This is a genomic window from Alsobacter ponti (assembly GCF_024294805.1).
In the GTDB taxonomy this organism is placed as follows: domain Bacteria; phylum Pseudomonadota; class Alphaproteobacteria; order Rhizobiales; family Beijerinckiaceae; genus Alsobacter; species Alsobacter ponti.
This window is the reverse complement of record NZ_JANCLU010000020.1, coordinates 22,827-49,632: the sequence shown is the minus strand read 5'-3', so window position 1 is coordinate 49,632 and position 26,806 is coordinate 22,827. Positions and strand designations below refer to the sequence as shown.

The 26,806-nt window shown below is 71.5% G+C and carries 25 protein-coding genes; 19 read left to right on the top strand and 6 right to left on the bottom strand.

The genetic code is table 11. From position 1 onward, the window contains the following. The first annotated feature begins 45 nt into the window (after positions 1-45). From NK718_RS17735 to NK718_RS17690, 10 genes are all read left to right on the top strand, one after another. Positions 46-822, top strand: a complete 777-nt coding sequence (locus NK718_RS17735; protein WP_254745018.1) for an IclR family transcriptional regulator — start codon at positions 46-48, stop codon at positions 820-822. A 128-nt stretch (positions 823-950) separates the two neighbouring features. After that, positions 951-2,669 carry a M28 family metallopeptidase gene (locus tag NK718_RS17730; protein ID WP_254745016.1) on the top strand — a complete coding sequence of 573 codons (1,719 nt, stop codon included), beginning with the start codon at positions 951-953 and terminating at the stop codon, positions 2,667-2,669. A gap of 60 nt (positions 2,670-2,729) precedes the next feature. Continuing rightward, complete coding sequence (locus NK718_RS17725) at positions 2,730-4,565, top strand: hydantoinase B/oxoprolinase family protein (protein WP_254745014.1); 1,836 nt, start codon at positions 2,730-2,732, stop codon at positions 4,563-4,565. Beyond that, the gene (locus tag NK718_RS17720) at positions 4,552-6,585 is read left to right on the top strand and encodes a hydantoinase/oxoprolinase family protein (protein ID WP_254745012.1); all 2,034 of its coding nucleotides are present in this window, start codon (positions 4,552-4,554) and stop codon (positions 6,583-6,585) included. The genes NK718_RS17725 and NK718_RS17720 overlap by 14 nt, the downstream gene beginning before the upstream one ends. Before the next feature lie 14 nt (positions 6,586-6,599). Further along, a complete protein-coding gene (locus NK718_RS17715) occupies positions 6,600-7,997 on the top strand; it encodes a M20/M25/M40 family metallo-hydrolase (RefSeq protein ID WP_254745010.1) in 1,398 nt (465 codons plus the stop codon). 104 nt (positions 7,998-8,101) lie between these two features. Continuing rightward, on the top strand, positions 8,102-8,251 hold the full coding sequence (locus NK718_RS17710; RefSeq protein WP_254745008.1) for a hypothetical protein: 150 nt from the start codon (positions 8,102-8,104) through the stop codon (positions 8,249-8,251). 64 nt (positions 8,252-8,315) lie between these two features. Next, positions 8,316-8,966 (top strand): LysE family translocator, encoded by a 651-nt coding sequence (locus tag NK718_RS17705; protein ID WP_254745006.1) that lies wholly within the window; start codon positions 8,316-8,318, stop codon positions 8,964-8,966. A gap of 130 nt (positions 8,967-9,096) precedes the next feature. Next, positions 9,097-10,332 carry a Gfo/Idh/MocA family protein gene (locus NK718_RS17700; protein WP_254745004.1) on the top strand — a complete coding sequence of 412 codons (1,236 nt, stop codon included), beginning with the start codon at positions 9,097-9,099 and terminating at the stop codon, positions 10,330-10,332. A gap of 167 nt (positions 10,333-10,499) precedes the next feature. Then, positions 10,500-11,069, top strand: coding sequence for an NUDIX domain-containing protein (locus NK718_RS17695; protein ID WP_371877319.1), 570 nt, complete (start codon positions 10,500-10,502; stop codon positions 11,067-11,069). 95 nt (positions 11,070-11,164) lie between these two features. Then, positions 11,165-11,935, top strand: a complete 771-nt coding sequence (locus tag NK718_RS17690; RefSeq protein ID WP_254744999.1) for an NAD kinase — start codon at positions 11,165-11,167, stop codon at positions 11,933-11,935. A gap of 4 nt (positions 11,936-11,939) precedes the next feature. On the opposite strand, the gene NK718_RS17685 is transcribed toward NK718_RS17690, so the two are convergent. Next, positions 11,940-13,397: a DUF2336 domain-containing protein gene (locus NK718_RS17685; protein ID WP_254744997.1), complete on the bottom strand. Its 1,458-nt coding sequence runs from the start codon at positions 13,395-13,397 to the stop codon at positions 11,940-11,942. A 2-nt stretch (positions 13,398-13,399) separates the two neighbouring features. Then, complete coding sequence (locus tag NK718_RS17680) at positions 13,400-14,428, bottom strand: lysozyme family protein (RefSeq protein ID WP_254744996.1); 1,029 nt, start codon at positions 14,426-14,428, stop codon at positions 13,400-13,402. A gap of 282 nt (positions 14,429-14,710) precedes the next feature. Here NK718_RS17680 and NK718_RS17675 point away from each other — a divergent pair, with 282 nt between their 5' ends. Both NK718_RS17675 and NK718_RS17670 read left to right on the top strand, forming a co-directional pair. Continuing rightward, positions 14,711-15,220, top strand: coding sequence for a MaoC family dehydratase (locus tag NK718_RS17675; RefSeq protein ID WP_254744995.1), 510 nt, complete (start codon positions 14,711-14,713; stop codon positions 15,218-15,220). A gap of 1 nt (position 15,221) precedes the next feature. Then, a complete protein-coding gene (locus NK718_RS17670; RefSeq protein ID WP_254744994.1) occupies positions 15,222-16,088 on the top strand; it encodes an HpcH/HpaI aldolase/citrate lyase family protein in 867 nt (288 codons plus the stop codon). A gap of 111 nt (positions 16,089-16,199) precedes the next feature. Here NK718_RS17670 and NK718_RS17665 read toward each other — a convergent pair whose 3' ends face one another. Next, positions 16,200-16,964 carry a MipA/OmpV family protein gene (locus NK718_RS17665; RefSeq protein WP_254744992.1) on the bottom strand — a complete coding sequence of 255 codons (765 nt, stop codon included), beginning with the start codon at positions 16,962-16,964 and terminating at the stop codon, positions 16,200-16,202. Positions 16,965-17,288: 324 nt separating this feature from the next. Between NK718_RS17665 and yidD the strand changes: the two genes are divergently transcribed. Together yidD and thrS are read left to right on the top strand one after the other, a co-directional pair. Next, positions 17,289-17,624, top strand: a complete 336-nt coding sequence (yidD, locus tag NK718_RS17660; RefSeq protein WP_254745080.1) for a membrane protein insertion efficiency factor YidD — start codon at positions 17,289-17,291, stop codon at positions 17,622-17,624. A 66-nt stretch (positions 17,625-17,690) separates the two neighbouring features. Beyond that, positions 17,691-19,694, top strand: a complete 2,004-nt coding sequence (gene thrS / locus NK718_RS17655; protein ID WP_254744990.1) for a threonine--tRNA ligase — start codon at positions 17,691-17,693, stop codon at positions 19,692-19,694. Between the two features lie 34 nt (positions 19,695-19,728). Here the strand turns inward: thrS and NK718_RS17650 are convergent, their stop codons facing one another. Together NK718_RS17650 and NK718_RS17645 are read right to left on the bottom strand one after the other, a co-directional pair. Continuing rightward, positions 19,729-20,331 (bottom strand): flavin reductase family protein, encoded by a 603-nt coding sequence (locus tag NK718_RS17650; protein ID WP_254744988.1) that lies wholly within the window; start codon positions 20,329-20,331, stop codon positions 19,729-19,731. Continuing rightward, positions 20,331-20,897, bottom strand: a complete 567-nt coding sequence (locus NK718_RS17645; protein WP_254744976.1) for a nitroreductase family protein — start codon at positions 20,895-20,897, stop codon at positions 20,331-20,333. Before NK718_RS17645 ends, NK718_RS17650 begins: the two co-directional genes overlap by 1 nt. A 207-nt stretch (positions 20,898-21,104) precedes the next feature. Here NK718_RS17645 and NK718_RS17640 point away from each other — a divergent pair, with 207 nt between their 5' ends. The 3 genes from NK718_RS17640 to NK718_RS17630 all read left to right on the top strand — a co-directional run bounded on the left by NK718_RS17640 (position 21,105) and on the right by NK718_RS17630 (position 25,044). Further along, positions 21,105-23,555 carry a YfhO family protein gene (locus tag NK718_RS17640; RefSeq protein ID WP_254744974.1) on the top strand — a complete coding sequence of 817 codons (2,451 nt, stop codon included), beginning with the start codon at positions 21,105-21,107 and terminating at the stop codon, positions 23,553-23,555. A gap of 89 nt (positions 23,556-23,644) precedes the next feature. After that, the gene (locus NK718_RS17635; protein ID WP_254745078.1) at positions 23,645-24,583 is read left to right on the top strand and encodes an RgsD C-terminal domain-containing protein; all 939 of its coding nucleotides are present in this window, start codon (positions 23,645-23,647) and stop codon (positions 24,581-24,583) included. Between the two features lie 77 nt (positions 24,584-24,660). Then, complete coding sequence (locus NK718_RS17630; protein WP_254744972.1) at positions 24,661-25,044, top strand: c-type cytochrome; 384 nt, start codon at positions 24,661-24,663, stop codon at positions 25,042-25,044. A gap of 7 nt (positions 25,045-25,051) precedes the next feature. Here NK718_RS17630 and NK718_RS17625 read toward each other — a convergent pair whose 3' ends face one another. Next, positions 25,052-25,507: an iron-sulfur cluster assembly scaffold protein gene (locus NK718_RS17625; RefSeq protein ID WP_254744970.1), complete on the bottom strand. Its 456-nt coding sequence runs from the start codon at positions 25,505-25,507 to the stop codon at positions 25,052-25,054. Positions 25,508-25,676: 169 nt separating this feature from the next. Here NK718_RS17625 and folE point away from each other — a divergent pair, with 169 nt between their 5' ends. Then, complete coding sequence (gene folE / locus NK718_RS17620) at positions 25,677-26,309, top strand: GTP cyclohydrolase I FolE (protein ID WP_254744968.1); 633 nt, start codon at positions 25,677-25,679, stop codon at positions 26,307-26,309. A 75-nt stretch (positions 26,310-26,384) separates the two neighbouring features. Then, positions 26,385-26,804, top strand: coding sequence for a phosphoribosyl-AMP cyclohydrolase (gene hisI, locus NK718_RS17615; RefSeq protein WP_254744966.1), 420 nt, complete (start codon positions 26,385-26,387; stop codon positions 26,802-26,804). Positions 26,805-26,806 lie beyond the last annotated feature (2 nt).

Below are 26,806 nucleotides of genomic sequence, written 5' to 3'. Positions count from 1 at the left end.
ATTCCCAAGTTTTGGAACAGTCCTCGAACGACCGTCGCGGGAGCCATGCCTTACACGATTTCAGCCGTCGACCGCGCTCTTGCGCTGCTCGAGGCGCTGGCCGAGAACCCCGGCCTCAGCGTCACCGAGCTGGCGAAGGTGTCCGGCAATACCAAGAGCCTGGTTTTCAGGCTCATCTTCACGCTGGAGCAACGCGGCTACGTCATCAAGGACCCCGCCACGCGCACCTATACGCTCGGCTACCGGCCGCTGTTCCTCGCCTCCAGCGCCCAGGACAACGTGGCGCTGATCAAGGCCGCCGCGCCGTTCCTGGACGACCTCGCCCGCAGCTCCGGCCAGCACGTCAACCTGCTGGTGCGCGACGGCGTCCACAGCCTCTGCGTGGCGCTGCGCACCGCGCTGGATTCGGGCCGGCTCTACGCCCAGGTCGGCCGGCGCGGGCCGCTGCACGCCGGCGGGGGCCCCAAGATCCTGCTCGCCTTCGCGCCCCGCGAGGTGCGCGACGAGGTGCTGGCCGGCCCGCTGCGGGCCTTCACGCCCAACACGATCACCGACCCGGCCGAACTCGCGGCGCGGCTGGCCGCCATCCGCGAGACCGGCCGCAACGAGAGCCGGGGCGACCTCGACGTCAACGCCTTCTCCTTCGCCTCGGCCATTCACGACGCGGAGGGCGAGGTGATCGCCGCCGTCTCCTGCGCGGGGCGGCTGGACCGCCTGCCGGCCGGCTCCGAGCCGCGCCTGCGCGACCTCGTCGACGAGGCGGCGAGCCGGATTTCCGAGGCGATGGGCTGGCGCCAGCGCTTCAACGCCGCCGTGGGCTGAGCCGCGCCGGTGCTCCGGCAAAGAAAGCGCGAGCGTGAGCGCGCTCGGCGCTTGTCAGGCGCGTCGCAAATGCTATCGTCACCCTGCGAAACGCGATTTCACTTGGCGAAACAGGGAGGGAGACTCTGATGGCGCACCCCGAGATTCTGGCCGAGGTGTCCCTCGACGTGCCGTGGAAGCTGGTCGAGGACTTTTCGACCCGGCCGCGGTGGAAGCCCGAGGACGTCAACGCCAGCGCCGACGTCATCGTCGCCGCCCTTCAGAAGGCCGGCGTGCCCGTCACGGTGCACGAGGCCGAGATCTACCTGTCCGTGCCCTACGACGCGCGGGTGAAGGCGGGCGGACGCGTCATCCGCGCCAAGCCGCCGGCCTACGCCATCGATTGCCGCGGCGGCATCACGGCGCCCATCGTCCACGTGCCGGCCACCTACTCGCGCGGCGTGACCACGCTGTTCGCCAAGAACCAGGACGCCGACGCCTCCTCCGCCGACCGCATCCGCGGCAAGATCGTGATCTCCGAGGGCTTCGCCTTCCCGCAGAAGATGCGCGAGTTCGAGGAGAAGGGCGCCGTCGGCATCATCGCCATGAACCCCGGCGTCGACATTCACTGGGGCATCTGCACCTCGATCTGGGGCACGCCCGACCTCGACGACCTGCCGCGCAAGCCGAAGATCCCGGTCGTCGCCGTCAACAACGCCGACGGCAAGGCGCTCATCGAGCTCGCGTCGCGCGGCGAGAGCGTGACCATCGAGACCGAGATGCGCGAGGGCTGGTTCACGCAGAAGCTGCCCGTCGTCGAGATCAAGGGAACCGTCGAGCCCGACAAGTTCGTGCTGCTGCACGGCCACTACGACAGCTGGGACGTCGGCGTCGGCGACAACGCCACCGGTGACGCGGCCATGGTGGAGATCGCGCGCGTGCTGTGGAAGCACCGCGCCGGGCTGCGCCGCACGGTGCGCATCGCCTGGTGGCCCGGCCATTCCACCGGCCGCTACGCCGGCTCCACCTGGTTCGCCGACAAGTTCGCCATCGACCTCGACGAGAACTGCGTCGCGCAGGTCAACTGCGACAGCCCCGGCTGCCGCTGGGCGACTTTGTTCAAGGACGTCTCGTGGATGTCCGAGACCGAGGGCTACGTCCAGGGCGTCATCAAGGAGGTCTGCGGCCTCGACAGCCACGGCGAGCGCCCGCACCGCGCCGGCGACTACTCGTTCAACAATATCGGCATCTCGAGCTTCTTCATGCTCAGCTCGACCATGCCGGACGACCTGCGCGCCGCGAAGGGCTACTACGCGGTCGGCGGCTGCGGCGGCAACATCGCCTGGCACACCGAGAACGACACCATGGACATCGCCGACAGGGATATCCTGCTGCGCGATATCAAGGTCTATCTCGGCTCGATCCTGGGCGTCGCCAACGCCGAGATCCTGCCGTTCGACTGGCGCGCCACGACGCGGGAGTTCGGCGAGACGCTGGACCGCTACGCCAAGGCGGCCGGCGCGGCCTTCGACTTCTCCGAAACGCGCGCCGCCCTCGCCTCCCTCGACGCCGCGCTCGGGCGCTTCCACGACCGGATCGCGGCGGGCAAGGCGGACGCGGCCAAGGCCAACGACGCCATCGTCGCGCTGGCCCGCATCCTGGTGCCGATCAACTTCACCGTCGCGCCGCGCTTCCGGCACGATCCCGCGACGCCGGTGCCGCCGCTGCCGACTCTGGCGGTCGCCACCGAGATCGCCAATCTGGACGCGCCGACGCAGGGCTTCGCCAAGGTGCAGCTCACGCGCGGGCAGAACCGGCTGGTCGCCGCGCTGCGTGCGGCGCAGCGTCTCGTCGAGGCCGCGGCCTGATCCCGCCGGGACGCGCCGCGCGCGTCCCGGCCTTTCCCTTTCGAGCGAAGGACGACAGCGATGTCCGTGCCCAACGCCACCTCTGTCGTCTCCGAGTCGGCCAAGCCCGGCCGGGGCGCGTGCGATCCCGTCACGCTGGAGATCGTGCGCGGCGCCATCCGCGCCGCCCAGGCGGAGATGGAGGCGCTCATCGAGCGCACCGCCATCAGCGCCTTCATCCGCGAGAAGAAGGACTTCTACACCGCACTCTTCGACGCCGACGGGGTGATGGCGGTCGGCTCCAACGTGCCGGTGTTCGGCGACATGACGAGCCCTGTCTTCGCCCACTTCCCCAAGGAGTCGATGAAGCCGGGCGACGTCTACTGGTACAACGACTGCTACGGCTCGCGCGGGGCGGTGTCGCATTCCAACGACCAGGTGCTGATCGCCCCGGTGTTCCACGAAGGGCGGCGCTGCGCCTTCGTGATGAGCTGGGCGCATTTCGCCGACATCGGTGGCATTCGGCCGGGGTCGATCAGCCCCGACGCCACCGACATCTTCCAGGAAGGCGTCATCATCCCGCCCACCAGGCTCATCGACGCCGGCGTCGTGAACGAGGCGGCGCTGGCCATCTTCCACCGCAACTCGCGCTTCCCGGACCAGAGCCGGGGCGACCTGCGGGCGCTGATGGGCAGCGTGGAATTGGGCGTGAAGCGCGTCGCGGAAATCGTCGCGCGCTTTGGCGCGGACGTCATCGAGGACGCGCTGGCGCTCCTGCTGGAGCGCACGCGCCGTCTGGTGCGCGCCAAGCTGGCGGAGACCTTCCCCTACGGCACGCACAGCTTCACCGACGCCATCGACGGCGACGGCCACGGCAGTGGGCCGCTGAAGCTGCGCCTCTCGCTGACCCGCGAGAAGGGCGAGGACGGGGAGGACCGCTTCATCCTCGACGGCACCGCTACCGATGACCAGTCGGTCGGCCCGGTGAATTTCCTGATGAACCCCGGCGTGCCGGGCATGGCGCTGGGCCTCTATTTCCTCGGCGGCGACCCGGCGCAGGTCTGCAACGCCGGCGGGCCCCAGTCGCTGGACGAGGTGCGCCTGCGCGAAGGCTCGCTGCTGTGGCCGCGCTTCCCGGCCTCGCTCGGCATGCGCGGCCTCACCATGATGCGCCTGCTCGCCACGCTGAACGGCCTCGTCAACGCCGCCGGCGGCGGCGCGCCGGCCTCGCATTCGGCCTACGTCATCTCGATCATGCGCGGCACGTACATCAACGCCAAGGGCGAGCGCGATCGCTTCCTGCTCGCCGACGGTCTCGGCGTCGGCTACGGCGCGCGGCCCTTCGCGGACGGCATCGATACCGTCTATTTCGTCGCGCAGGAGAACTATCCGGTCGAGTTCCTGGAGCTCGGCTACCCGATCCGCCTGCGCACCTACGGCGTGGTGGAGGACAGCGGCGGCGCCGGGCGCTGGCGCGGCGGCTGCGGCGTCGTGCGCGAGTACGAAATCCTCGCCGAAGAGGCGGTGATGGCGCTGCGCATCGACTGCGTGAAGAACCCGCCCTGGGGCATCGCCGGCGGCATGTCGGGCGGCCCCGGCCGCGCCTTCGTCAACCCGGGCACGCCGCAAGAGCGCCAGCTCGCGCCGCTCTCGGACGGCAACGTGCTGAAGAAGGGCGACATCCTGCGCATCGAGACGGGCGGCGGCGGCGGCTACGGCCATCCCTACGACCGCCCCGTCGACCTCGTGCTCGCCGACGTGCTCGGCGGCTTCGTGAGCCGCGAGGCGGCCGAGCGCCTGTACGGCGTCGCCATCGCCGGGTTCGAGGTCGACGAAGCCCGCACCGCCCGGCTGCGCGCGGAGCGCCCCGCCGTCCGCGCCTTCCACCGCAACGAGTACGTCGATGAACTCGCCTGAGAGCGCCCCCTTCGTCGTCGCCGTCGACATCGGCGGCACCTTCACCGACATCGCCTTGCTCGACACCGCCTCCGGGCGGGTGTGGCGGGCCAAGACGCCGAGCGCGCCGGACGACCCGTCGCGCGCCTTCATGGAGGGCGTCAACCTCGCCCTCGAGAAGGCCGGCGCGTCCGCCCGAAGCATCGGCCGCGTGCTGCACGGGACGACCGTCGCGACCAACATGATCCTGGAGGGCAAGGGCGCGCGCGCCGCGCTCGTCACCACGCGCGGCTTTCGCCACGTGCTGACGATCGGCCGCCAGGACATTCCCCGCAAGGCGAACCTCTACAGCTGGGTGAAGCCCGAGCGCCCGGTTCCGGCCGGCCGCGTGGTCGAGGTGGCGGAGCGCGTCGGCCCGGGAGGCGTCGTGCTGGAGACGCTGGACGAGGCGAGCGTCGAGGCGGCCGCCGCCGAGCTGCGCCGGCTCGACGTGCCGGCCGTGGCGGTGTGCCTGCTGCACTCCTTCGCCAACCCGGCGCACGAGCTGCGCGTCACCGAGCTGCTGCGCGCCGCGCTGCCGGGCGTCGCCGTCACTTGCTCCGTCGACATCCTGCCCGTCGTGCGCGAGTACGAGCGCTCGCTGGCGACCGTGCTCAACGCCTCGGTCATGCCCGGCGTCTCCACCTACGTGACGCGGCTCGAGGGTCGCCTGGCCGAGGCGGGGATCGACGCGCCGCTGCTGCTGATGCAGTCGAACGGCGGCGTCGCCGGCTCGCGCACCATCCGCCGCGCGCCCGCGCTCACCGCCCTGTCCGGCCCGGCGGCGGGCGTGATCGGCGCGCGCGACGTGGCGCAGGCCTGCGGCATCTCGGACCTCATCACCGTCGATATCGGCGGCACCAGCGCCGACATCTGCCTCATCAAGAACGGCGAGGTCGGGCTGACGCAGCGCGGCCATGTCGGCGAGTGGCCGCTGCCGCTGCCGATGCTCGACATGGTGACCATCGGCGCGGGCGGAGGCTCCATCGCGCGCATCGTCGACGGCGCGCTCACCGTCGGCCCGATGAGCGCCGGCGCGCGCCCCGGCCCGGCCTGCTACGGCCACGGCGGCACCGAGCCCACCGTCACCGACGCGCATGTCGCGCTCGGCAACCTGCCCGACCGCCTGCTCGGCGGCAGCATGGCGCTCGACGTGGAGAAGGCCCGCGCGGCGATCCGCGACCGCGTCGCCGCGCCGCTCGGGCTCAGCATCGAGCAGGCCGCGCGCGGCATCCTCGCCATCGTCGACAGCCACATGGTCGGCGCGCTGCGCGTCGTCTCCGTGGAGCGCGGCCACGACCCGCGCGACTTCACGCTCGTGCCGTTCGGCGGCGCGGGCCCCCTGCACGGCTGCTCGCTGGCGCGGCTGCTCTCGATCCCCCGCGTGATGATCCCGCCGGCCCCCGGCGTGCTCTGCGCCGACGGGCTGCTCGCGGCCGACCTCAAGGCCGAGTTCAGCCGCACCCTGCCGATGGCCGGGCCGGTCGACGTCGAGGCGGTGGACGCGATCTTCGCGGAGCTGGACGACCAGGCCGAGGCCTGGTTCGACGCCGAGGGCGTGGCGCAGCGCGCGCGCGGCAAGGCCCGCGTCGCGATGATGCGCTACAAGGGCCAGGGCGGCGAGATCGGCATTCCGTGGGCGGGCTCTCGCGCCGGCGCGGAGCACGCCTTCGCCGCCGCGCACGAGAGCCTGTACGGGTTCGCTCTGGAAGCTCCGATCGAGGTGGTGACGCTGCGCATCGAGGCGACCGGCGACATGCCGACCCCGCAGCGCATCGCGCTGCCGCGCGGCACGGGCGCCCTGCCGGTCGGCAGCCGCACGGTGCATGTGGACGGAGGTGTCCGCGAGGCGCCCGTGTACGACCGCGCGACGCTCGGCGCGGGCGACCGGCTCTCAGGCCCGGCCATCGTGATGCAGCTCGACGCGACGACCTTCGTCGCTCCGGGCTGGGAGTGCGAGGCGCACGATTCGGGCGCGCTGCTCCTGACGTTCAACGGATAAAAGAGGCGGGCGACATGGCGGAGACGGCGGCGGGCGCGACCCTGGCGGGGCTGGACAAGGTGTTCGCGCACATCGCGGCGAACGAGGACGCCTTCGTGCGGCGTGTGATGGACTATGTGCGCCATCCCAGCATCAGCGCCCACAATATCGGCATCCGCGAGGTCGCCGACCTGCTCGTCGCGCAGCTGCGCGGGCTGGGCATGCAGGCCGAGGCCGTGCCCACCGCCAACCACCCGATGGTGCTGGCGCGCTGGGAGAAGAAGCCGGGCGCGCCCACTGTGCTGCTCTACGGCCATTACGACGTGCAGCCGCCGGACCCGCTGGAGGAGTGGGTGAGCCCGCCCTTCGAGCCCACCATCCGCGACGGCCGGATCTGGGCGCGCGGCATCGGCGACAACAAGGGCCAGCACTTCGCGCAGATCCTGGCCATCGAGTCGCACCTGGCCGCGCACGGGGAACTGCCCTGCAACGTCATCGTCCTGCTCGAGGGCGAGGAGGAGATCGGCAGCCCGCACATCGCCGACTTCGTGCGCGAGCACCGGGACCGGCTGAAGGCCGACCTCGTGGTCACCGCCGACGGGCCGCTGCACGAATCCGGCCGCCCGACCGTGACCTTCGGCGTGCGCGGCGTCGCCTCGTTCGAGCTGCGCGCGCGCGGCGCGCGGCGCGACCTCCACTCGGGCAATTTCGGCGGCGTCGCCCCCAACCCGATCTGGACGCTCGTCCACCTGCTCGCGTCGATGAAGAACGAGGCGGGCGAGATCACCATCGAGGGCTTCCGCGACAGCATCGTGCCGCCCACCGCGCTGGAGCGCGAGGCGGCGGCGCGCCTGCCGCTCGACCCCGCCGAGATTCGCGCCGAGCTGGCCCTGTCGCGCTTCGACGCGCCGGCCGACCGGCCCGTGGCGGACCGGCTGATGTTCCACCCCACCCTCACCATCAACGGCCTGCACGGCGGCTACGGCGGGCCGGGCTCCAAGACCGTGCTGCCGCACGAGGCCTTCGCCAAGTGCGACATCCGTCTCGTCGAGGCGATGACCCCGGCCGAGGTGTTCGAGAAGGTCGCCGCCCACGTGCGCAAGCACGCGCCCGAGGTGGAGTTCCGCCCGCTCAACGGCATGCTGCCGTCGAAGACGCCGATGGATTCGCCCTTCGCCGAGCCGATCCGGCAGGCCATCGTCGACGCCCAGGGCGTCGAGCCCCTGCTCTACCCCTCGGCCGGCGGCAGCCTGCCCGACTACGTGTTCACGAAGATCCTCGGCACCCACGCTTTCGTCGTGCCCTACGCCAACGCCGACGAAGCGAACCACGCGCCCAACGAGAACCTGAAATTGTCCTGCTTCCTCAACGGCATCCGCACCGGCGCGGCGCTGCTGAGCCGCATCGGCCGGATGGCGAAACCCGCCGCCTGAGCCTCCGGCGCGGGCGCGCCGCCGTGCGCGTCCGCACCGACGTTTCGGCCGGCGCGGCTCATGATGTGGGCACGATCGATAGCCCTCGTGACGAGGAGCGGATCATGACCATCGCAAAGCCCCTGCCTGAGTCGCGCGTGTTCCGCCGCAGCCTCCGCGCTTCCCGCGTGGGCCGCGGGCTCGCTTTGCTGGCCGGCTTCGGCCTGCTGGTCGCCGGTGTCGGTTCGGCCGTGATCTCGATGGCGGCGTACTGAGAAGTTCGCCGCCACGGCCGGGCGGCCTCGCCAACCGGCCGCCGCCGCGCTATGACGCGCGGCCATGACCGACCTCGCGACGTTCTCGCTCTTCTTCGCCGCCGCCCTGCTGCTCGCCGTCACCCCGGGGCCGGGCCTGTTCTACGTCGCGGCCCGCACGCTGGCCGGCGGCCGGGCCGAAGGCATCGCGTCGAGCCTCGGCGCGGGGATCGGCGGCATGGTTCACGTCGGGGCCGGCGCGCTGGGCGTGTCCGCCCTCGTTCTCGCCAGCGCCGAGCTGTTCAGCGCGCTGAAATGGATCGGCGCGCTTTACCTGGCGTGGCTGGGCCTGCGCACGATCCTCGCCGCGCGGCGCGACGCCCTGGCGCAGGCGGCGGGCCGGGACGCCCCGCCCCCGGTCGGCGCGCGGCGCGCCTTCCGCGACGGCGTGCTCGTCGAGGCGCTGAATCCGAAGACCGCCGCGTTCTTCCTCGCCTTCATTCCCCAGTTCGTCGACCTCGAGCACGGCCACGTGGCGCTGCAATTCGTCGCGCTCGGCTTCGTGTCGGTGGCGCTCAACAGCCTCGCCGACGTCGCGGTCGCGTTCGCCGCCAGCGGCGTGCGTAACGGCGCGACGACCCGCCCGGCGCTGGTGCGGCGCCTGCGCGAAGCCTCCGGCGCGGCGATGATCGCCCTCGGCGTCGGCCTCGCTCTGACGAAGCGGCCGGCGAGCTGAGCGCCGGCGACGCGCGTATGGCCGGGCTGCGCAACCGGCACTTGACCCTCGCCCGCCGCGCCCTGTAACCAGACGGTTATTTAGTGGACCGTCCCGAGGCGGCCCATCGGCGGGGGCGGGAGACGACGACATGGCGAACGGCAGCAACAAGCACCGCATTGCGCTGGTGGGGACCGGACATCGCGGCGCCGGCATGTGGGGCAAGGAACTCCTCGCCGGCTGGAGCGACGCGGTGGAGATGGTCGGCATCTGCGACACCAATCCGCTGCGCCTGCGCCGCGCCCGCGACACCATGGAAGCCCACGACGCGCCGATCTACACCGACGTCGACACGATGTTCGCCGAGGCCCGCCCGCAGCGCGTCATCGTCTGCACGCCCGACCACACGCACGACGACATCATCGTCAAGGCGCTCGAAGCGGGCATCGACGTCGTCACCGAGAAGCCGATGACCACCACGGCCGCCAAGGCCAAGCGCATCATGGAGGCGGAGCGGCGCACCGGACGGCGCGTCGACGTGACCTTCAACTACCGCTACGCGCCCACCGCCGCACGCATCAAGGAATTGCTGCTGGAGCGGGCCATCGGCGACATCACCTCCGTCGACTTCTCCTGGTACCTCGACAACCGCCACGGCGCCGACTACTTCCGCCGCTGGCACGCCTACGAGCGCAATTCCGGCACGCTGTTCGTCCACAAGTCGACGCACCATTTCGACCTGCTGAACTGGTACCTCCAGTCGGTCCCGCGCCAGGTGTTCGCCTATGGCGACCTCAAGGTCTACGGCCGCAATGGGCCGTTCCGCGGCGACCGCTGCCGCACCTGCCCGCACGCGTCGCATTGCAACTACTTCTTCGACATGAGCAAGGATCCCTGGCTGGAGATGCTCTACGAGGACCCCTCGCGCGAGGACGGCTATGTCCGCGACGCCTGCGTGTTCCGCGAGGACATCGACATCCCCGACACGATGAACGCCTCCATCCTGTTCGAGAACGGCGTCCAGGCGTCCTACTCGCTCAACGCCGCCATGCCGATCGAGGGCTATCGCCTCGCCTTCAACGGCACCAAGGGCCGCATCGAGGTCCGCCAGTACGAGGCCCAGCCCTGGGTGGAGCCGCCGGCCGACGAGATCCTGCTGATCCGCAGCTTCCAGGGCGTCGAGCGCATCTGGGTCGCGCGCGCCGCAGGCGGCCATTTCGGCGGCGACGACCGCCTTCGCAACATGCTCTTCCGCGAGGGCATGGAGGACCGGCTCGGCCAGCGCGCCGGCGCGGAAGCCGGGGCCATGTCGCTGCTGTGCGGCGTCGCGGCGGCGACCAGCATGCACGAGAACCGCCCGGTGACGATCGCCAGCCTGCTCGAGTGAGCCGGCCCGGCCTGCCGGCGGGGACGGGCCCGCGCGCCTGCCCCCGTTCTTGCGACGACGCGTCGCGGGGCCGCCTTGCCGTGTCCATGAAGCGGACACGCCGCGCTGGAATCCTTCGGCCACGATCGCCCCGCCCTCTCGCCGCCGGAGACGCCATGACCGCGACAATGACCGCGACAATCCTCGACGCCCGCACCGTCCATGAAGGCTGGTCGAGCTTTCGCATCGTGCGCGTGCGCCTCGCCGACGGTTCGGTGGTCAGCCGCGAGGTGGAGGACCATGGCGACGCCGTGGCCGTGCTGCCCTACGACCCGGCGCGGCGCGTCGCGCTGCTGGTCGAGCAGGCCCGCCCCGCCATCCTCAGCGCCGGCGGCCCGCCGCTGCTGCTGGAGGCCCCGGCCGGCATCCTGGAGGACGGCGAGGACCCCGCCGCCTGCGCCCGCCGCGAGGCCCAGGAGGAGACCGGCGTGGAACTGGAGGCGCTGGAGCCCGTGGCCGCCCTGTGGGCCTCGCCCGGCATCTCCACCGAGAAGATCCACATGTTCCTCGCGCCCTACGGCGACGGGCAGCGCACCGGCGCGGGCGGCGGCCTCGCCGGCGAGCACGAGCAGATCGTCGTCCACGAGGTCGCGCTGGCCGACCTCGCCGCGCGAGTCGATTCCGGCGACATCGCCGACATGAAGACCGCGCTCCTCGTCGCCAGCCTGCGCCTGCGCCGGCCCGAATTGTTCCGCTAGCCCGACCTTCGGCTGGGCCGGGGGCTCGCGCGCGCCGGGCCGTTCCGTGCTAAGGATGGCGCGCGCCGGGCGTCGGCGCCCGAGCCGCGAAACCCATGCGTCGATTTGCCCGCATCGCCTTCGTCACCAGCGACACCGAGGAGGCGATGGACGCCGGCGCGCTGCTGCGCCAGCGCTACGGCGACGCGCAAGTCGAGGAGGCCGACGTCATCGTGGCGCTCGGCGGCGACGGGCTGATGCTGCAGACGCTCCACCGCTTCATGGGCAGCGGCAAGCCGATCTACGGGATGAACCGGGGGTCGGTCGGCTTCCTGATGAACGAATACCAGCCGGACGGGCTGGTTGACCGGCTGGAAGGCGCGGAGCGCAGCATCGTCCATCCGCTGCTGATGGTGGCGACGGACGCCAGCGGCGTCGCCCACACGGCGCGCGCCATCAACGAGGTCTCGCTGCTGCGCCAATCCTACCAGGCGGCGAAGCTGCGCATCAGCATCGACGGCAAGACGCGCCTCGGCGAACTGGCGGCGGACGGGGTGATGGTCGCCACGCCGGCGGGCTCGACCGCCTATAACCTGTCCGCCAACGGCCCGATCCTGCCGCTGAACGCGCCGCTGCTGGCGCTGACGCCGATTTCCGCGTTCCGGCCCCGCCGCTGGCGCGGCGCGCTGCTGCCGGATCGCGCCCGCATCTCCATCGACGTGCTGGAGCACGAGAAGCGCCCGGTCAGCGCGGTCGCGGACCATTTCGAGTACCGCAACGTGCTGCGCGTCGACATCGCGATGGACCGCACGGTCGACCTCGTGATGCTGCACGACCCCGGGCACAGCCTCGAGGAGCGGATCTTGCTGGAGCAGTTCGGCTACTGAACGCTCAGGCCGCCAGGGTTTCCTTGCGCTCGGCGTCCTCGTCCTCCGCGCCGGCGAAGGGCGGGCCCCAGATCGGCGTGGGCGTGTCGCCGCCCGAGCCGCCCGCCTGCGCCGGCAGCACCTCCCCGTCCAGCGCCACGGCGCTCGTGGCGCTCGGCGCGACCCAGGACCGTCCCGCCAGAATGCGCTCGACGAGAGCAGCGTAGAGGGAATCTCCCGTTCGCGCGGGGGCCTCCTCGGCGGCAACGAGGGGTTCCGGTTCGAGGGCGGGCATCGTCGCCGCGTCGGCCTCGGGGAGATCGTCGGCAGCGGCCTCCGCCGCCGTTTCGCTCGCCGGAAGAGGCTCGTCCTCGTTCGCGGAGGTCGGCGGCAGCAGCGCCTGCGCCGCGCTCGCCTGCTGATCGCGAAGCGCCTGCGCGGCCAGCCGCGCCTCGGCGCGCGCCGCGTCGGCGTCGAGCCGGTGCAGCAGTCCCAGCAGGTCCTCGTCGGCCGCCTCGGCGGCGGCGCGCGCCACGATGGCGCGGACGATGCCGGGGTCGTCGAGCAGCCCGTCCGGGTCGAGCTCCCGCCGCGCGGAGAGAGACGCGAGGATGGCGGGGCGCAGGCTCTCGGGCAGTCCGGCGGCGGCATAGAGCGCCGCGAAGCCTTCCGCGCCGGGCTCGGCCATCAGCCCGGCGACGCGTCGCGCGTCCTGTCCCGACAGCTCCGCCAGCGCGTGCGCGAACAGCCGCGTCTCGCCGACGATCAGCCCGCGCAACAGAAGCGACGCGGTGAGCTGCCCGGAGCGGCGCAGATGTCGCGCGAAGTCGCGCAGCTCCGTCGCGGGCGACTGCCGGGCGAGGTCGATCGTGGCGCGCTCGACCTCGTCGCGGCCGAGCCCCGCCGCGTCCTGCAAGGCGAGAAGGTGCTTCGCCGCCACTGGCAGGTCGCCCCGCGCCTCCAGCGCCGCGCGGACGCAGGGGTCGCCGCCGGCGCGCTCGGCCATGCGCGTCAGCGAGAAATCGAGGATCGACGCGCCGGGATTGCCGGCAAGCCTCGCCAGCGCGCTCGGCTCCGCCACTTCCGCGATGGCGGCCGCCAGCGGCGCGGCGATGCGGGCGCGCGACGCGATGGCTTCCTGCGCGGCAGCGTCGCCGGTCGCGACGCGCTCGATCAGTTCGGCCTCGCCCAGCAGCGGGGACTCGGCCAGCACCGGGGCCGCCACCGAGCCGTCGGCGTCGGCCGCGAGGCCCGAGGCGACGTGCCGCGGAGCTTCCGGCGACGAGGCGAGCGTGACGGCCATGGCGCGCCGCACGGCCGGCTCGGGGTCGTCGAGCATCAGGGTCAGCGCCTTCTCCGCCTCGCCGCGCTCCTCCGGCTCCATGTCGCCGGCGATGTAGGCGCGGGCGAGCGCCGCGATGGCGCTGGCGCGCGCCTCGGCGGGCGCGGTGTCGACCCAGGCGAGAAAGCGGCGCACGAGCATGGTCACACCTTCGGCTGGAGGAAAGTCGTCAGGTCGAGCGGGCCGCGCGAGGCGCCAAGGGACCGACCTGGGTGGGTCCGGCCGAGGTCGCGCGGGCGCTCGGGCGGCAGGGGAACGGAAGCCGGGCGCGCGCCGTCTTCGGGAGACTCGGCGGGAACGACGGCTGACGACGCCGTGCGCGGGAAGAAACGCACCGGATCGGCCGCCACGGCGGCGGCGGGCGCGCCGCCCCACAGTCGCCGGACGGTCTCGTTCAGCGGCCCGCGGCGCCCCTCGGTGCGGAACAGCGAATGGATGGCCGGGCCGTCCTGCTCCACATAGGCGGTGGCGAGCGGGGCCTGCGTCGCGCCGAGCCAGGTGGACGGGTCGCTCTTGAGCTGCGCGACCGCCGGCACGGCCAGCCGCTCCACCCCGCCCGCCAGCAATGAGTGGACCTCGCCGACGCCCCGGGGCCGCCCGCTCTTGTCGAAGAAGATGGCGCGGTTGGCCTGCGCGGCCTCCGGGAAGGCGGCGGCGGCGCTTGCGCCGGGGTTCGCGGCGGCGCGGCGGATGAGGTCGGCGCCGCCCGACGCGCCGAGCACGTGCGCGATGTAGAGTTCGCCCTGGGTCGGGGCGCGGCCAAGCGCGGCCGCGAGGCTCGCCTCGTTGCGCCGCGTCAGCTCGCCCGCCATCACGGAGGCGACGGCGGGGTCGCCGCGCAGCGCGAGAATCTGCGCCCTGGTCGCGGGATCGGAAACCTCGTAGCGCCCGGACCTGGTCTCGGCGATCGCCCCGGCGAAGCCGGACAGGCCGTGCTGCGCCCCCGTCCCCTTCACCAGCCCGAGCCAGGTCTGCTCCACGAACTGGAACAATCCGCTGGCGCTGGAGGTCGAGGCGCGGGCCTGCGGATCGAGCGACGATTCGCGCTGGGCCGTCTTCATCAGGTAGTCGAAATCCGCGCCGGTGCGCTCCGATCCACCACGGATCGCATCGAGCACCGGGCTCTGCGACCGGGTTTCCGGAGCGGACGGGGGCGTGGTGAAGAGGAACATGGAAACTCCGGGCCGCCCGAGGGGCGCGCCCGCAAAGCTTCGGCTTTTATGGTAAACGATTGGTTAGCGCCGCCCTCCGGAACGGCTTGAAAGACCTGCCGAATGCCTCATTGACGGTGACGCGAGGTCGCGGAGACTTGGCGGGAGCATGACGGCGGAGCGCGATGCTTGTGCCATTCTCGCCGGCACGGAAGCGGCGTGGCGGCGCGACGCCGTCGCCGGGGCCTTGCCGCCGCGCCCTGACCCGGTCACCCTTCACGCCTTCAGCAACGAGGTTCACCGATGAGCGCAGCGACCACGAAGGGCTCCCCGCATCCCGATGACCGCCGCCACCCGCGCGGCGGGCTCTATTTCGACGATTTCGAGCCCGGCGTGCTCTACGAACACCGGCTGCGGCGCACCGTGACGCAGATGGACAACATGCTGTTCTCCAACATGACGCTGAACCCGCAGCCGCTGCACATCGACGCGGAGTTCTGCGCCAAGGAAACGCAATGGGGCCAGCCGCTGATGAACTCGCTGTTCACGCTGGGCCTGATGATCGGCATGTCCGTCAACGACCTCACGGTCGGCACCACCATCGCCAATCTCGGCATGCACGAGGTCAAGTTCCCCGGCCCGCTCTTCGAGGGCGACACGGTGCGCTCCACGACCGAGATCCTGGGCAAGCGCGAGTCGAAGTCACGGCCGGACGCCGGCATCGTCGAATTCCTCCACCGCGCCTACAAGCAGGACGGGACGCTGGTGGCCGAGTGCCGCCGGCAGGCCTTCATCCTCAAGCGCCCCGCCTGACATGCGCTCGCTCCTGTTCGTGCCGGGCGACAGCCCCCGCAAGCTCGAAAAGGCGCTGGGCGGCGACGCCGACGTGCTGCTGATCGACCTCGAGGATTCGGTCGCGTCGGACCACAAGGCGGCGGCGCGCGACACCGTGCGCGACTTCATCGCGGCGGCGCGCGGGGCGGAGGACCGCCCGCTGCTCTATGTGCGAGTCAACGCGCTCGGCAGCGGCCTCGCCGACGCCGACCTCGACGCGGTGATGGAAGCCGCGCCGGACGGCGTCGTGCTGCCCAAGTCGGTTTCCGGGGCGGACGTCCAGCATCTCGCCGCCAAGCTCGCGGTGCGCGAGGCCGAGCAAGGGCTCGACGACGGCGGCACGCGCATCCTGGCCATCGCCACCGAGACCGCCGCCTCGATCTTCAACATGGGCAGCTATGCCGGGGCGAGCCATCGTCTCGCCGGGTTGACCTGGGGCGCGGAGGATCTCTCGGCCGACCTGGGGGCGGAAACCAACCGCCTCGACGACGGAAGCTACGCCGACCCCTATCGGCTGGCCCGCGCCCTCTCCATCTTCGCCGCGCAGGCGGCGGGCGTGGCGGCGATCGACACCGTCTTCACCAATTTCCGCGACGAGGCGGGCCTGCGGGCGGAGTGCGCGGCGGCGCGGCGCGACGGGTTTACCGGCAAGATGGCGATCCATCCGGCGCAGGTCGCGGTGATCAACGAGGCGTTCACGCCCTCCCCCGAGGCGGTCGAGCGCGCCCGCCGCATCGTCGCCCTGTTCGAGGCCCAGCCGGGGGCCGGCGTGATCGGGCTCGACGGCGAGATGCTGGACCGCCCCCATCTGCGGCGCGCCCTCGGCGTGCTCGCCAGGGTTCGCTGAGACGGCGCACGAAAAAACCCCGAACCGGGCGGTTCGGGGTTTTGGCGGCCCGAATGGCCGTCCGGAAGAGTATCGCTCCGGCGCTCGGCGGAACCGAGCGGGCGAGTCGACTCAGCGCTCGGCGTAGCCCAGCGGGAAGGTGTAGCTGGCGCTCGCCCCGAAGGTGAACTGGTTGGACGTGCCGAGGTTCTTGACGATCGGGCTGTCGGCGGCGCTGCCGACGAGGCGGTCGTAGCCGGCGTTGACGGTGGTCGCCCAGCTCTCGTTCCACTTGTAGGTGGCGGCGGCGGCCAGACCGACCGACTTGATGCCGGCGTCGGGCTTGTAGGCGGTGACGGCGGCGTTGTTGAGCGCGTCCTGCGCGGTCACGCCGAAATACGTCACCATGTAGTCGGTGCCGGAGATGGCCATGCGCGGGCCGCCGGAAATGACGAACTTGCCGACGCGATGGACGTAGTCGAGCGAGAGATTGCCGACCAGGCCGTTGTAGCCGTTGAGGCCGAATCGCATCTCGCCGCGCAGGCGGACCGTGTCCTGCAGCGGCCAGTATTCGGCGAACAGGCCCGGCTCCACCGCCCAGCGGGCGTCGTGCAGGCCGGTGAGCTTGCGGTCGTCGCCCGAGTAGCGGCCCGTCTGGTAGCGGCCGACGAGGCCCGCCGACCAGCTCGAATTTCCGAACAGGGCGAGGCTGATGCCGTCGTCCGGCGCGTTGAACCCTTCCGCCGTGCCGGCGCGGCGCAGGCTCAGCGACGGATAGGCGATGAAGGAATAGGAGTCGGCGCCCGGAAACTCCGGCGACACCAGCACATTGCCCTTCACCGTGAGCAGCCACCCATAGGGCTGCTCGGCGGGGGGATTCGACGCCGATCCGGCCACTGCGGCGGTCGCGACGCTTGACGCCAGGGCCGCAACGAACAGACGTGCGCGGCTACGAGGAAGGCGGTACACCATCAAACTGTTTGCTCCGTTACGCGCCTTCGGACCTCCGGTCCGGCGAGGCTAACCACGGGCGGAACGCCGACATAACCAACCATTCTGGCCGATGCAAGCGCCTAAACTAGCGCCGGGAGAGTGAAGCGGGCCTTGAGAAATCATGACAAATCGCGGCGCAATAGTGTCTCACCCGAGGCCGCGCGGCAAGAGGAGAGTTTACCAAGCGGTCATCTTTCCCCCTTCCGTGCCCCGTTCTCGCGGCCGGGACTGACGCTTGCCGCCATCCTCCTGCGCGCCTATCGCTACACGCTTTCGGCGCTGATCGGCCGCCAGTGCCGGCATCTGCCGACCTGTTCCGAGTACACCGAGGAGGCCATGGCGCGGCACGGGATCTGGGCCGGAGGATGGATGGGGGCGGCGCGAATCTGCCGCTGCAACCCGTGGGGAACGAGCGGCCTCGATTTCGTCCCGGCCACGTTGCCGGAGGGGAGCGCGTGGTATAGACCGTGGCGCTACGGGCGATGGCGCGGCGTCAACGAGCGCCCTCCCTTCGCCTGCGAGGCGGCCGGACCGGGCGACGGCGGCGCGCCGCGGTCCCCCTGACGCCATTTCCGTCCGCCCCAAACGACTTACCTGCACCTGTTTGCAGGAGTGAGCCGGAGATCGAGCATGATCCACCTCACCTTCCCCGACGGCGCCGTGCGCGAGTTTCCCCGCGGCGTCACCGGCCTCGACATCGCCAAGGGCATTTCCCCGTCGCTGGCCAAGCGCACCGTCGCGATGGCGCTGGACGGCCAGCTCGCCGACCTCGCCGATGCCATCGACCGCGACGCCAGGATCGAGTTCGTGTCGCGTGACGACCCGCGCGCGCTGGAGCTGATCCGCCACGACGCCGCCCACGTGCTGGCCGAGGCCGTTCAGACGCTGTGGCCGGGCACGCAGGTCACCATCGGCCCGGTGATCGAGAACGGCTTCTACTACGACTTCTTCCGCAACGAGCCCTTCACGCCCGACGACTTCGCCGCCATCGAGGCGGAGATGCGCGCCATCGTGGGGCGCGACAAGCCGTTCACCAAGGAAGTGTGGAGCCGCGACAAGGCGCGCGAGGTGTTCGCCGACAAGGGCGAGAGCTTCAAGGTCGAGCTGGTCGACGCCATTCCCGAGGACCAGGACGTCAAGATCTACCGGCAGGGCGACTGGTTCGACCTCTGCCGCGGCCCGCACATGACCTCGACCGGCAAGATCGGCTCCGCCTTCAAGCTGATGAAGGTGGCCGGCGCGTACTGGCGCGGCGATTCCAACAATCCGATGCTGACCCGCATCTACGCCACCGCCTTCGCCAAGCAGGAGGACCTCGACGCCTATCTGCGCCAGCTCGAGGAGGCGGAGAAGCGCGACCACCGCCGCCTCGGCCGCGAGATGGACCTGTTCCACTTCCAGGAAGAGGGACCGGGCACGGTGTTCTGGCATCCGAAGGGCTGGACGCTGTTCCAGACCCTGATCGCCTATATGCGCCGCCGGCTCGGCCCGCTCGGCTATGACGAGGTCAACGCCCCGCAGGTGCTCGACAAGAGCCTGTGGGAAACCTCCGGCCACTGGGGCTGGTACCAGGAGAACATGTTCGCGGTGAAATCCGCGCACGCCTTCATGAACCCGCAGGACGAGGCCGCCGAACAGCGCGTCTTCGCCCTCAAGCCGATGAACTGCCCCGGCCACGTGCAGATCTTCAAGCACGGGCTGAAGAGCTATCGCGACCTGCCGATCCGGCTCGCCGAGTTCGGCGCGGTGCATCGCTACGAGGCCTCGGGCGCGCTGCACGGGCTGATGCGCGTGCGCGGCTTCACGCAGGACGACGCCCACATCTTCTGCACCGAGGACCAGCTCGAGGCCGAGTGCCTGGCGATCAACGACCTGATGATGAGCGTCTATCGCGACTTCGGCTTTGAGGACGTGGTGGTCAAGCTCGCCACCCGGCCGGAGAAGCGCGTCGGCACCGACGCCATGTGGGACCACGCCGAGGACATCCTGCGCAAGGTGCTGGCCCGCATGGCGCAGGAGTCGAACGGCCGCATCAAGACGGGCGTCAACGAGGGCGAAGGCACGTTCTACGGGCCGAAGTTCGAGTACACGCTGCGCGACGCGATCGGCCGGGACTGGCAGTGCGGCACGACGCAGGTCGATTTCAACCTGCCCGAGCGCTTCGGCGCGTTCTACATCGGCGCGGACGGCGAGAAGAAGCAGCCCGTCATGGTCCACCGCGCCATCTGCGGCTCGATGGAGCGCTTCCTCGGCATCCTCATCGAGAGCTATGCGGGACACTTCCCGCTGTGGCTCGCGCCCGAGCAGATCGTGGTGTGTACCATCACCGGCGATGCCGACCCCTACGCCGCCGACGTGGTGGCCGCCGCCAAGGCGGCGGGCCTGCGCGCCCGCGCCGACCTGCGCAACGAGAAGATCAGCTACAAGGTCCGCGAGCACTCGCTGGCCAAGACGCCGGTCATCATCGCCGTGGGCCGCAAGGAAGCCGCCGAGCGCACCGTCTCGATCCGCCGCCTCGGCTCGCAGGCGCAGGAGTCGATGACGCTCGACGCCGCCATCGCGGCGCTCGCCGACGAGGCGATCCCGCCGGACGTGCGCCGCGCGCGCGAGGCGACGCGGATCGCGGCGGAGTGACCCGGGCCGGCGGCCGCCACGGCGCGGCCGCCGCTCAGCCGCCCGGCGGGCGGCGCATCTGGAACAGCTCGTCGACGACGGCGTAGTCGAAATAGCCGCAGCGGGCGATCGGCCGCGCGGCGGCCGTGTCGAACCGGCCGTCGCGGATCATCGCGTCGTCGATGTAGATGCCGACGACGTGGCCCAGCACCAGCCAGTTGTCGAGCATGGCGCCGGTGGAATCGGCGAGCTGCTTGATCTCGACCAGCCGGCACTCCAGCGCCGCCGCGACGCCCTTGACGCGCGGCGGCTTCACCATGGTCGAGGGCTCCGCCTCCAGCCCGGCGAAGCCGAACTCGCTCTCCCCGCGCGGCAGCGGCGCGGAGGTCTGGTTCATCGCCTCGCGAAAGTTCCAGGTCGCGAGGTTGCAGACGAACTCGCCCGTCTCGGCGATGAGGCTCACCGCGTCCTTGCGGCCGTCGCTGCCGAAGCCGACGATGGTGGGCCGGGTCGAGAAGGCGTTGAAGAACGAATAGGGCGAGAGGTTCACGCTGCCGTCCCGGCCCATCGCGCTGATCCAGCCGATCGGCCGCGGCGCGACGATGGCCTTCATCGGGTCGTGGGGCAGGCCGGAGCCCTTCGCCGTTTCGTAGAACATCAGGCGCTCCAGCGCGTCACGATGTCGGCCAGCACGGGCCGCACGCGGTCCTCGGGCGGCTTGCCGCGCCCGACATGGATGAGGCCGGCGAGCCGCTCGTGCCCGGCGAGGCCAAGCCGGTCCAGGAAGCGCCGGTCATAGGCCATCCAGCCGGTCAGCCACGAGGTCGCGAAGCCGAGCGCGTTGGCGGCGATCACGAAGTTCATGCAGGCCGCGCCGGCCGACATCTCCTGCTCCCACATCGGAATCTTGACGTGCGGGGCCGCCGTGGACACCACCGCGACGACGAGCGGCGCGAGGGCGAGCCGCTTGCGCTCCACCTCGATCCGGTCGGGACCGGCGTCCGGGTTGTCCTGGACGAAGATCTCGGCGATGGCGTCGCCCAGCTTCAGCCGCGCGTCGCCCTCGATCACGATGAAGCGCCAGGGGGCGAGCTTGCCGTGGTCCGGCACGCGGGCGGCGACGGAGAGAATGGCGTCGAGCTCCGCGGGGGTCGGCGCCGGGCCGGTCATGGCGATCGGCGGCACCGAGCGGCGGGTCTTCAGCAGGGTCAGGGTGTCGGTCATTCCGGGTCCGTGAGGTGGGGCGATCCGGGGCGGTCCGGCATTCATCCGCCATTCAGGCGGGGTTTGTCACAAGCCGAACCTACCAGAGCCGGGAACGGGTCCGTTCGAGCTAGGCCGCGCCGGGGTCCGCGTCAAGCGGGCCGCGACCGACAGAGTGGGACACGGGAACGGCGGGCTGGCCGCAGCGGAGCCGCGACACCACCCACGATGAGCCAGCCCTCCCCCGACGATCCGGCTTCGACGCCGGGGACCCCGCCCGCCTCTCCTGCCCTCCGCGCCGCGTGGACGCGCCGCGAATGGGCGCTGGCCGCGCTCGCCGTCCTCGTGTTCTGGGCCTGCGCGGCGCTGGCCTGGCGGCAGGCCGGGGCGGTGGTGCCGTGGGATTCCAAGAACCACTTCTACCCGATGCTGCGCTACCTGGCCTCGTCCCTGGCGCAGGGGGAATGGCCGCTCTGGAACCCCTACCATTTCAGCGGCCATCCGACGGTGGCCGATCCGCAGTCGCTGCTCTTCACCCCCACCATGGTGCTGTTCGCCTGGCTCGACCCGGCGCCCTCCATGGAGCTGTTCGACCTCGTGGTGTTCGCCCATTTGCTGCTGCCGGCCTTCGCCATGCTGGCGCTGTTCGCGCGGCGCGGCTGGCGGCCCGCCGGCGCGGTCATCGCCGCGATGGTGATCGTGCTGGGCGGCTCGGCGGCGGCGCGGCTGCAGCACACGGGCATGATTTTCAGCTATTCGTTCTTCCTGCCGGCCCTGCTGTTCCTGGAGATCGCGCTGGAGCGCCGCTCCTTTCGCTTCGGACTGCTGTTCTCTCTGCTGGCCGCGCTGATGGCGGTGGGCCGCGACCAGGTCGCGTTCCTGTGCTGCATGGCCATCGTCTGGGCGGTGCTGTCGCAGGCGCTCGACCAGCCCCGGCCGTGGCGCTGGCTCGCCGGCCGCCTGCCGCTCCTCACCGTCATGGGCGTCGGGATGGTGGCCCTGCTCGCCGTGCCGGCGCTGCTCACCATGCAGTTCCTGATGGAGTCGAACCGGCCGCAATTCGCCTATGGCGTGGCGGCGATGAACTCCATGCCGCCGTCGAGCCTCGCGACGCTGCTCGCCCCCAACGTGTTCGGCTCCCTGAACTGGACCTACGACTACTGGGGCCCGATGTGGGACACGGTTCCCGAGGGCACCTACACCGACCGGGCCGTCAATTACCTGTTCGCCGGCACCATCCCCCTCGTCATGCTGCTGTGGCAGGGCGTGGCGCGCGGCCGGCTGCTGGCGCGCGAGTTGCGGTTCCCACTCGGGCTGGGGCTCGCCGCGCTCGTCTACGCGCTCGGCCGCTACACGCCGGTGTTCGAGCTGCTGTTCGACCACGTGCCCGGCATCGACCTCTATCGCCGCCCCGCCGACGCGACGTTCCACATCAACATCGCGCTGGCCTGGTGCGCCGGCTACTGCGTCCACCGCTACGTGGCGGACGGCGGCGCGGCATTGGCGACGGCGCGGCCCTGGCTGCGCCGCGCCCTGCCGGCCGCGGCCGTCGCCGCCGTGCTGGCTCTGGCCGGGGCGGGCCTGGCGTTCTCCTGGCGGGTCGGCCATGCCCAGCAGGCGGCGGTCCAGCTCGTGGTGTTCACGGCCATCGCGCTGGTCGGCCTCAGCGTGGTGGCGAGCCGCGTCAGCCCGCGCGGCCGCGCCGTGGCGGCGGCGCTGCTCGTCGCCGCGACCGGCGCCGAGCTGGTGTGGCGCAACGCCGCCTCTTCCCTCAACGCCGAGCCGGCCTCGCGCTATTCCGTCTACGAGCAGCTGAGCCCGAGCGACTTCGCCGGCCTGACCACGCTGAAGCGCGAGCTGGACGAACGGCATGCGCGCGGCGAGCGCCCGCGCGTCGAGATCCTCGGCCTCGGCGGCGCCTGGCAGAACGCCTCCATGGTGCTCGGCATCGAGGACACGGTGGGCTACAACGCCCTGCGCATCGCCGAGTACGAGCGCGCCGTGGGCTCCGGCGAGAACGCGGTGGAGCTGGGGCTTCGCCAGTTCCCCGGCACGTTCCGGGGCTATCGCTGCGACCTCGCCTCGCTGCTCGGCCTGGAATACCTCGTGCTCGACCGGCCGGTGGAGAAGCTGCCGCGCCACTTCCCGCGCGTGCGCAACGCGACGCTGCTGCACGCCTCCCCCACCCTCTATATCTACCGCCTGGCGCCCGCCGCGCCGCGCGCCTACGTCGCCACCCGCGTCAAGCCGGTGGAGCTGGACGACGCGCTGGACAACCAGGAGGTGCCGGAGTTCGACCGCGACAGCGAGGCGCTGATCGCGGCGGAGGACTTCGACACCCTCTCCCAGCGCTACCCCGCCGAGGCGGAGGCGTCCGGCGACGTCGCGCACACCGGCGTCGACATTCTGCGTTACCGCCGCAACTCCGTGTCGCTGAAGGTGCGCACCGACCTGCCCGGCGTGCTCGTGCTGCACGACCTCTACTACCCGGGCTGGACGGCGACGGTGGACGGAAAGCCCGTCCCCGTGCTGCGCGCCAACCTTCTCTTCCGGGGCGTCGAGGTGGGAAGGGGCGAGCACCGCGTCGAGTTCACATTCCAGCCGCTTTCGGCTGAGAACTTGCTGCTGGCCGCCACCGACCTCGTCCGCCGCGAAGAGGGCGACGCGGCGACCGAATGAGCCGCGCGTCGGGGCCGTCCCCCAGGCCACGACGCCGGACCCGCCCGAAATCCGTTGACCGACGCGCCCCGCCGGCGCATCTCGTGAGCATGATCCGCCGCATCGCCCTGCTCTTTGCCTTCGCCGTCGCCCTCGCCGGCTCCGCCACGGCGCAGGAGCTGCAGGTGCCGGTTTGGCCGACGCAGCCGCCGCCGAGCGCCGCGCCGGCGGAACCGCCGGCCGAGGCCGCCCCGAGCGTGCCGCTGCCCATGGGGCACAACCTTCAGCTCGTGGCGGTGATGGGCGGGCAGACGGGCGTCATCCGCTCCGGCATCACCTGGCGCATCTTCCGCGACACCGGGGATGAGCCGCAGCTCATCCAGACGAGCGAACTCGCCTCGCCGAGCTTCCAGCTCGATCCGGGCGTGTATTTCGTCCACGCGACGTTCGGCCTCGCCAGCGCCGCGCGCCGGCTGGTGCTGGGCGCGAGCCCGCTGGTCGAGACGCTGACGATCAACGCCGGCGGCCTCGTGCTGGGCGGCTTCATCAACGACCAGGCGATCCCGCCCGACCAACTCCGCTTCAACGTCTACGTGCCGGTCGGCGGCGACCCGGAGGGCCGCGTCGTCGTGCAGGACATCAAGGGCGGCGTGCTGATCCGCCTTCCCGAGGGCAATTACCGGGTCGTGTCCAAGTACGGCGACTCCAACGCCATCACCAACGCGGATTTGCGCGTCGAGGCGGGCAAGGTGACGGAGGCGACGCTGCGCCACCGCGCCGCCACGGTGACGCTGAAGCTGGTGGCGGCGCCTGGCACGGAGGCGCTGGCCAACACCGCGTTCAGCGTGCTGACGCCGGGCGGCGACACCATTCGCGAGGCGATCGGCGCGTTCCCGTCGATGACCTTGGCGGAAGGCGAGTACGTCGCCATCGCCCGCAACGGCGGCAAGGTCTACACGCAGGACTTCAGCGTGAAATCCGGCGTCGACCGTGACATCGAGGTGCTCGTCAAGGACACGCCCGACCCGCAGCCGGCGGGGCGGCGTTGATCGCCGCCGTCGACAGCGCCGCGCCCGGGTGGAACAATCCCTTCCAACCCGACTCGCTTCCCCAGAGGACACCGTCGATGCGCAAGGCCGGCCTTTTCGTCACCGCCATCTTCGCCGCGTTGGCGCCGCTCCACGCCTCGGCGCAGGTGCCGGCCCAGACGCCCGTGCCGCCGCCGTCCGAGCAGAACGTCCGGGGCGTGCCGCCGAAGCCGAGCGCCGCGCGCGGCAAGGTCGTCGCGCAGCGCTGGTGCGCCGAGTGCCACGTCGTCGCGCCCGAGCAGAAGACCGCCAAGGCCGACGTGCCGCCCTTCTCCGCCATTGCGGAGCGCGGCCGGAACGGGAGCTCGGTGCCGCTCGAGACCTTCCTGATGAACCCGCATCCGCGCATGCCGGACATGCAGCTGACCCGCAACGAGGTCGCCGACCTCGTCGCCTATATCCGCTCGCAGCGCTCGAAATAGTCGTCGCTCAGACGGCGGCCTTGGCTCCGGCCCGCGCCGCCTCGATCTGGCCGATGGCGTCGACCACGGCGTCGAAGGTGAGCATGGTGGAGGCGTGGCGGGCCTTGAAGTCGCGCACCGGCTCCAGCACGGCGATATCGGCCCACTTGCCCGATGTCGGCGGCGCGCCGTTCTCCTTGAGCATGCGCCGCACCGTCTCGCGCAGATCGCGCAGTTCGGAGGCCGTCGACCCGACGACGTGGCTGGCCATGATCGACGACGACGCCTGCCCGAGCGCGCAGGCCTTCACGTCGTGGGCGAAGTCCGTCACCACGTCGCCGTCCATAGAGAGGTCGACCGTCACGGTCGAGCCGCACAGCTTGGAGTGCGCCTTGGCCGTGGCGTCGGGGTGCGGCAGCCGCCCGAGCCGCGGAATGTCGGCCGCGAGCTCCAGGATGCGCTTGTTGTAGATGTCGTTGAGCATGGAATCCGCCGGGTGCGCCGTTGCGCCTCGCGCTTTATATAGCGCCGCCCCCAGCCGCATGCGAGCCCGCCGGCCTTCGGCGAAAAAAGCGGGCGCGAGCGCGGCTGTCGTGGTCCAACAGGGCCGCGCCGGCGTAAGCAGCGCATTATCCCCCCGATGGAGGCTCCACATGGACGCTGTGGTTAAGCCCTTGCGCAAGGCCGCTCCCGCGCTTTCCCCCGCCCCGGTCGCCCGGCCCAGCCGAGAAGAGGCCGAGGCGGCCGTGCGTACGCTGATCCGATGGGCCGGCGACGACCCCGCCCGCGAAGGCCTGCTCGACACGCCCAAGCGCGTGGTCAAGGCCTTCGAGGAGTTCCACCGGGGCTACCGCGAGGACGCCTCCGCCGTGCTGGACCGCGTCTTCGAGGAGGTCGGCGGCTACGACGACATGGTCGTGGTGCGCGACATCCCCTTCTATTCGCACTGCGAGCACCATCTGGTGCCGTTCTTCGGCAAGGCGCATATCGGCTACTACCCGGCCGAGGGCGTCGTCGGCCTGTCGAAGCTCGCGCGCGTCGTCGACGTGTTCGCCCGCCGCCTGCAGACGCAGGAGACGATGACGTCGCAGATCGTCGCCGCCGTCGACGACGCGCTGAAGCCGCGCGGCGTCGCCCTGATCGTCGAGGCCGAGCACATGTGCATGTCGATGCGCGGCGTGCAGAAGCAGGGCTCGGCCACGATCACCACCCAGTTCACCGGCGTGTTCCGCGACGACCCGGCCGAGCAGGCGCGCTTCATGACGCTGGTGCGCGGGCTGCGCTGAGGCGGGGTTTGCCGGGCGGCGCGCTTTTCTGCTAAGCGGCGCGCTCCAGCCCGACGCCTGCTCGCGGAGACCGCCATGTCCGACACGCCCCTCTCCTTCGCCGCGCGCGGGACGACGCGCGACATCGAGGAAGGCGGCCTGCTGGCGCCGAAGTTCGACGCCGCCGGGCTCATCGCCGCCGTCGCGGTCGACGCCGACAGCGGCGAGGTGCTGATGGTGGCCTACATGAACGAGGAGTCCCTGCGGCGCACGCTGGAGACGGGCGAGGCCTGGTACTGGTCCCGCTCGCGCGGCGAGCTCTGGCGCAAGGGCGACACCTCCGGCCAGGTGCAGACGGTGGTCGAGATGCGCGTCGACTGCGACCAGGACTGCCTGCTGCTGCGCGTGCGCGTCGGCGGCGACGGCGGGTGCTGCCACACCGGCCGCCGCTCCTGCTTCTACCGGCGCGTCGAGGCGCCGGCCGAAGGCGGGCTGGTCCGCCTCGTCCCCGCCTGAAG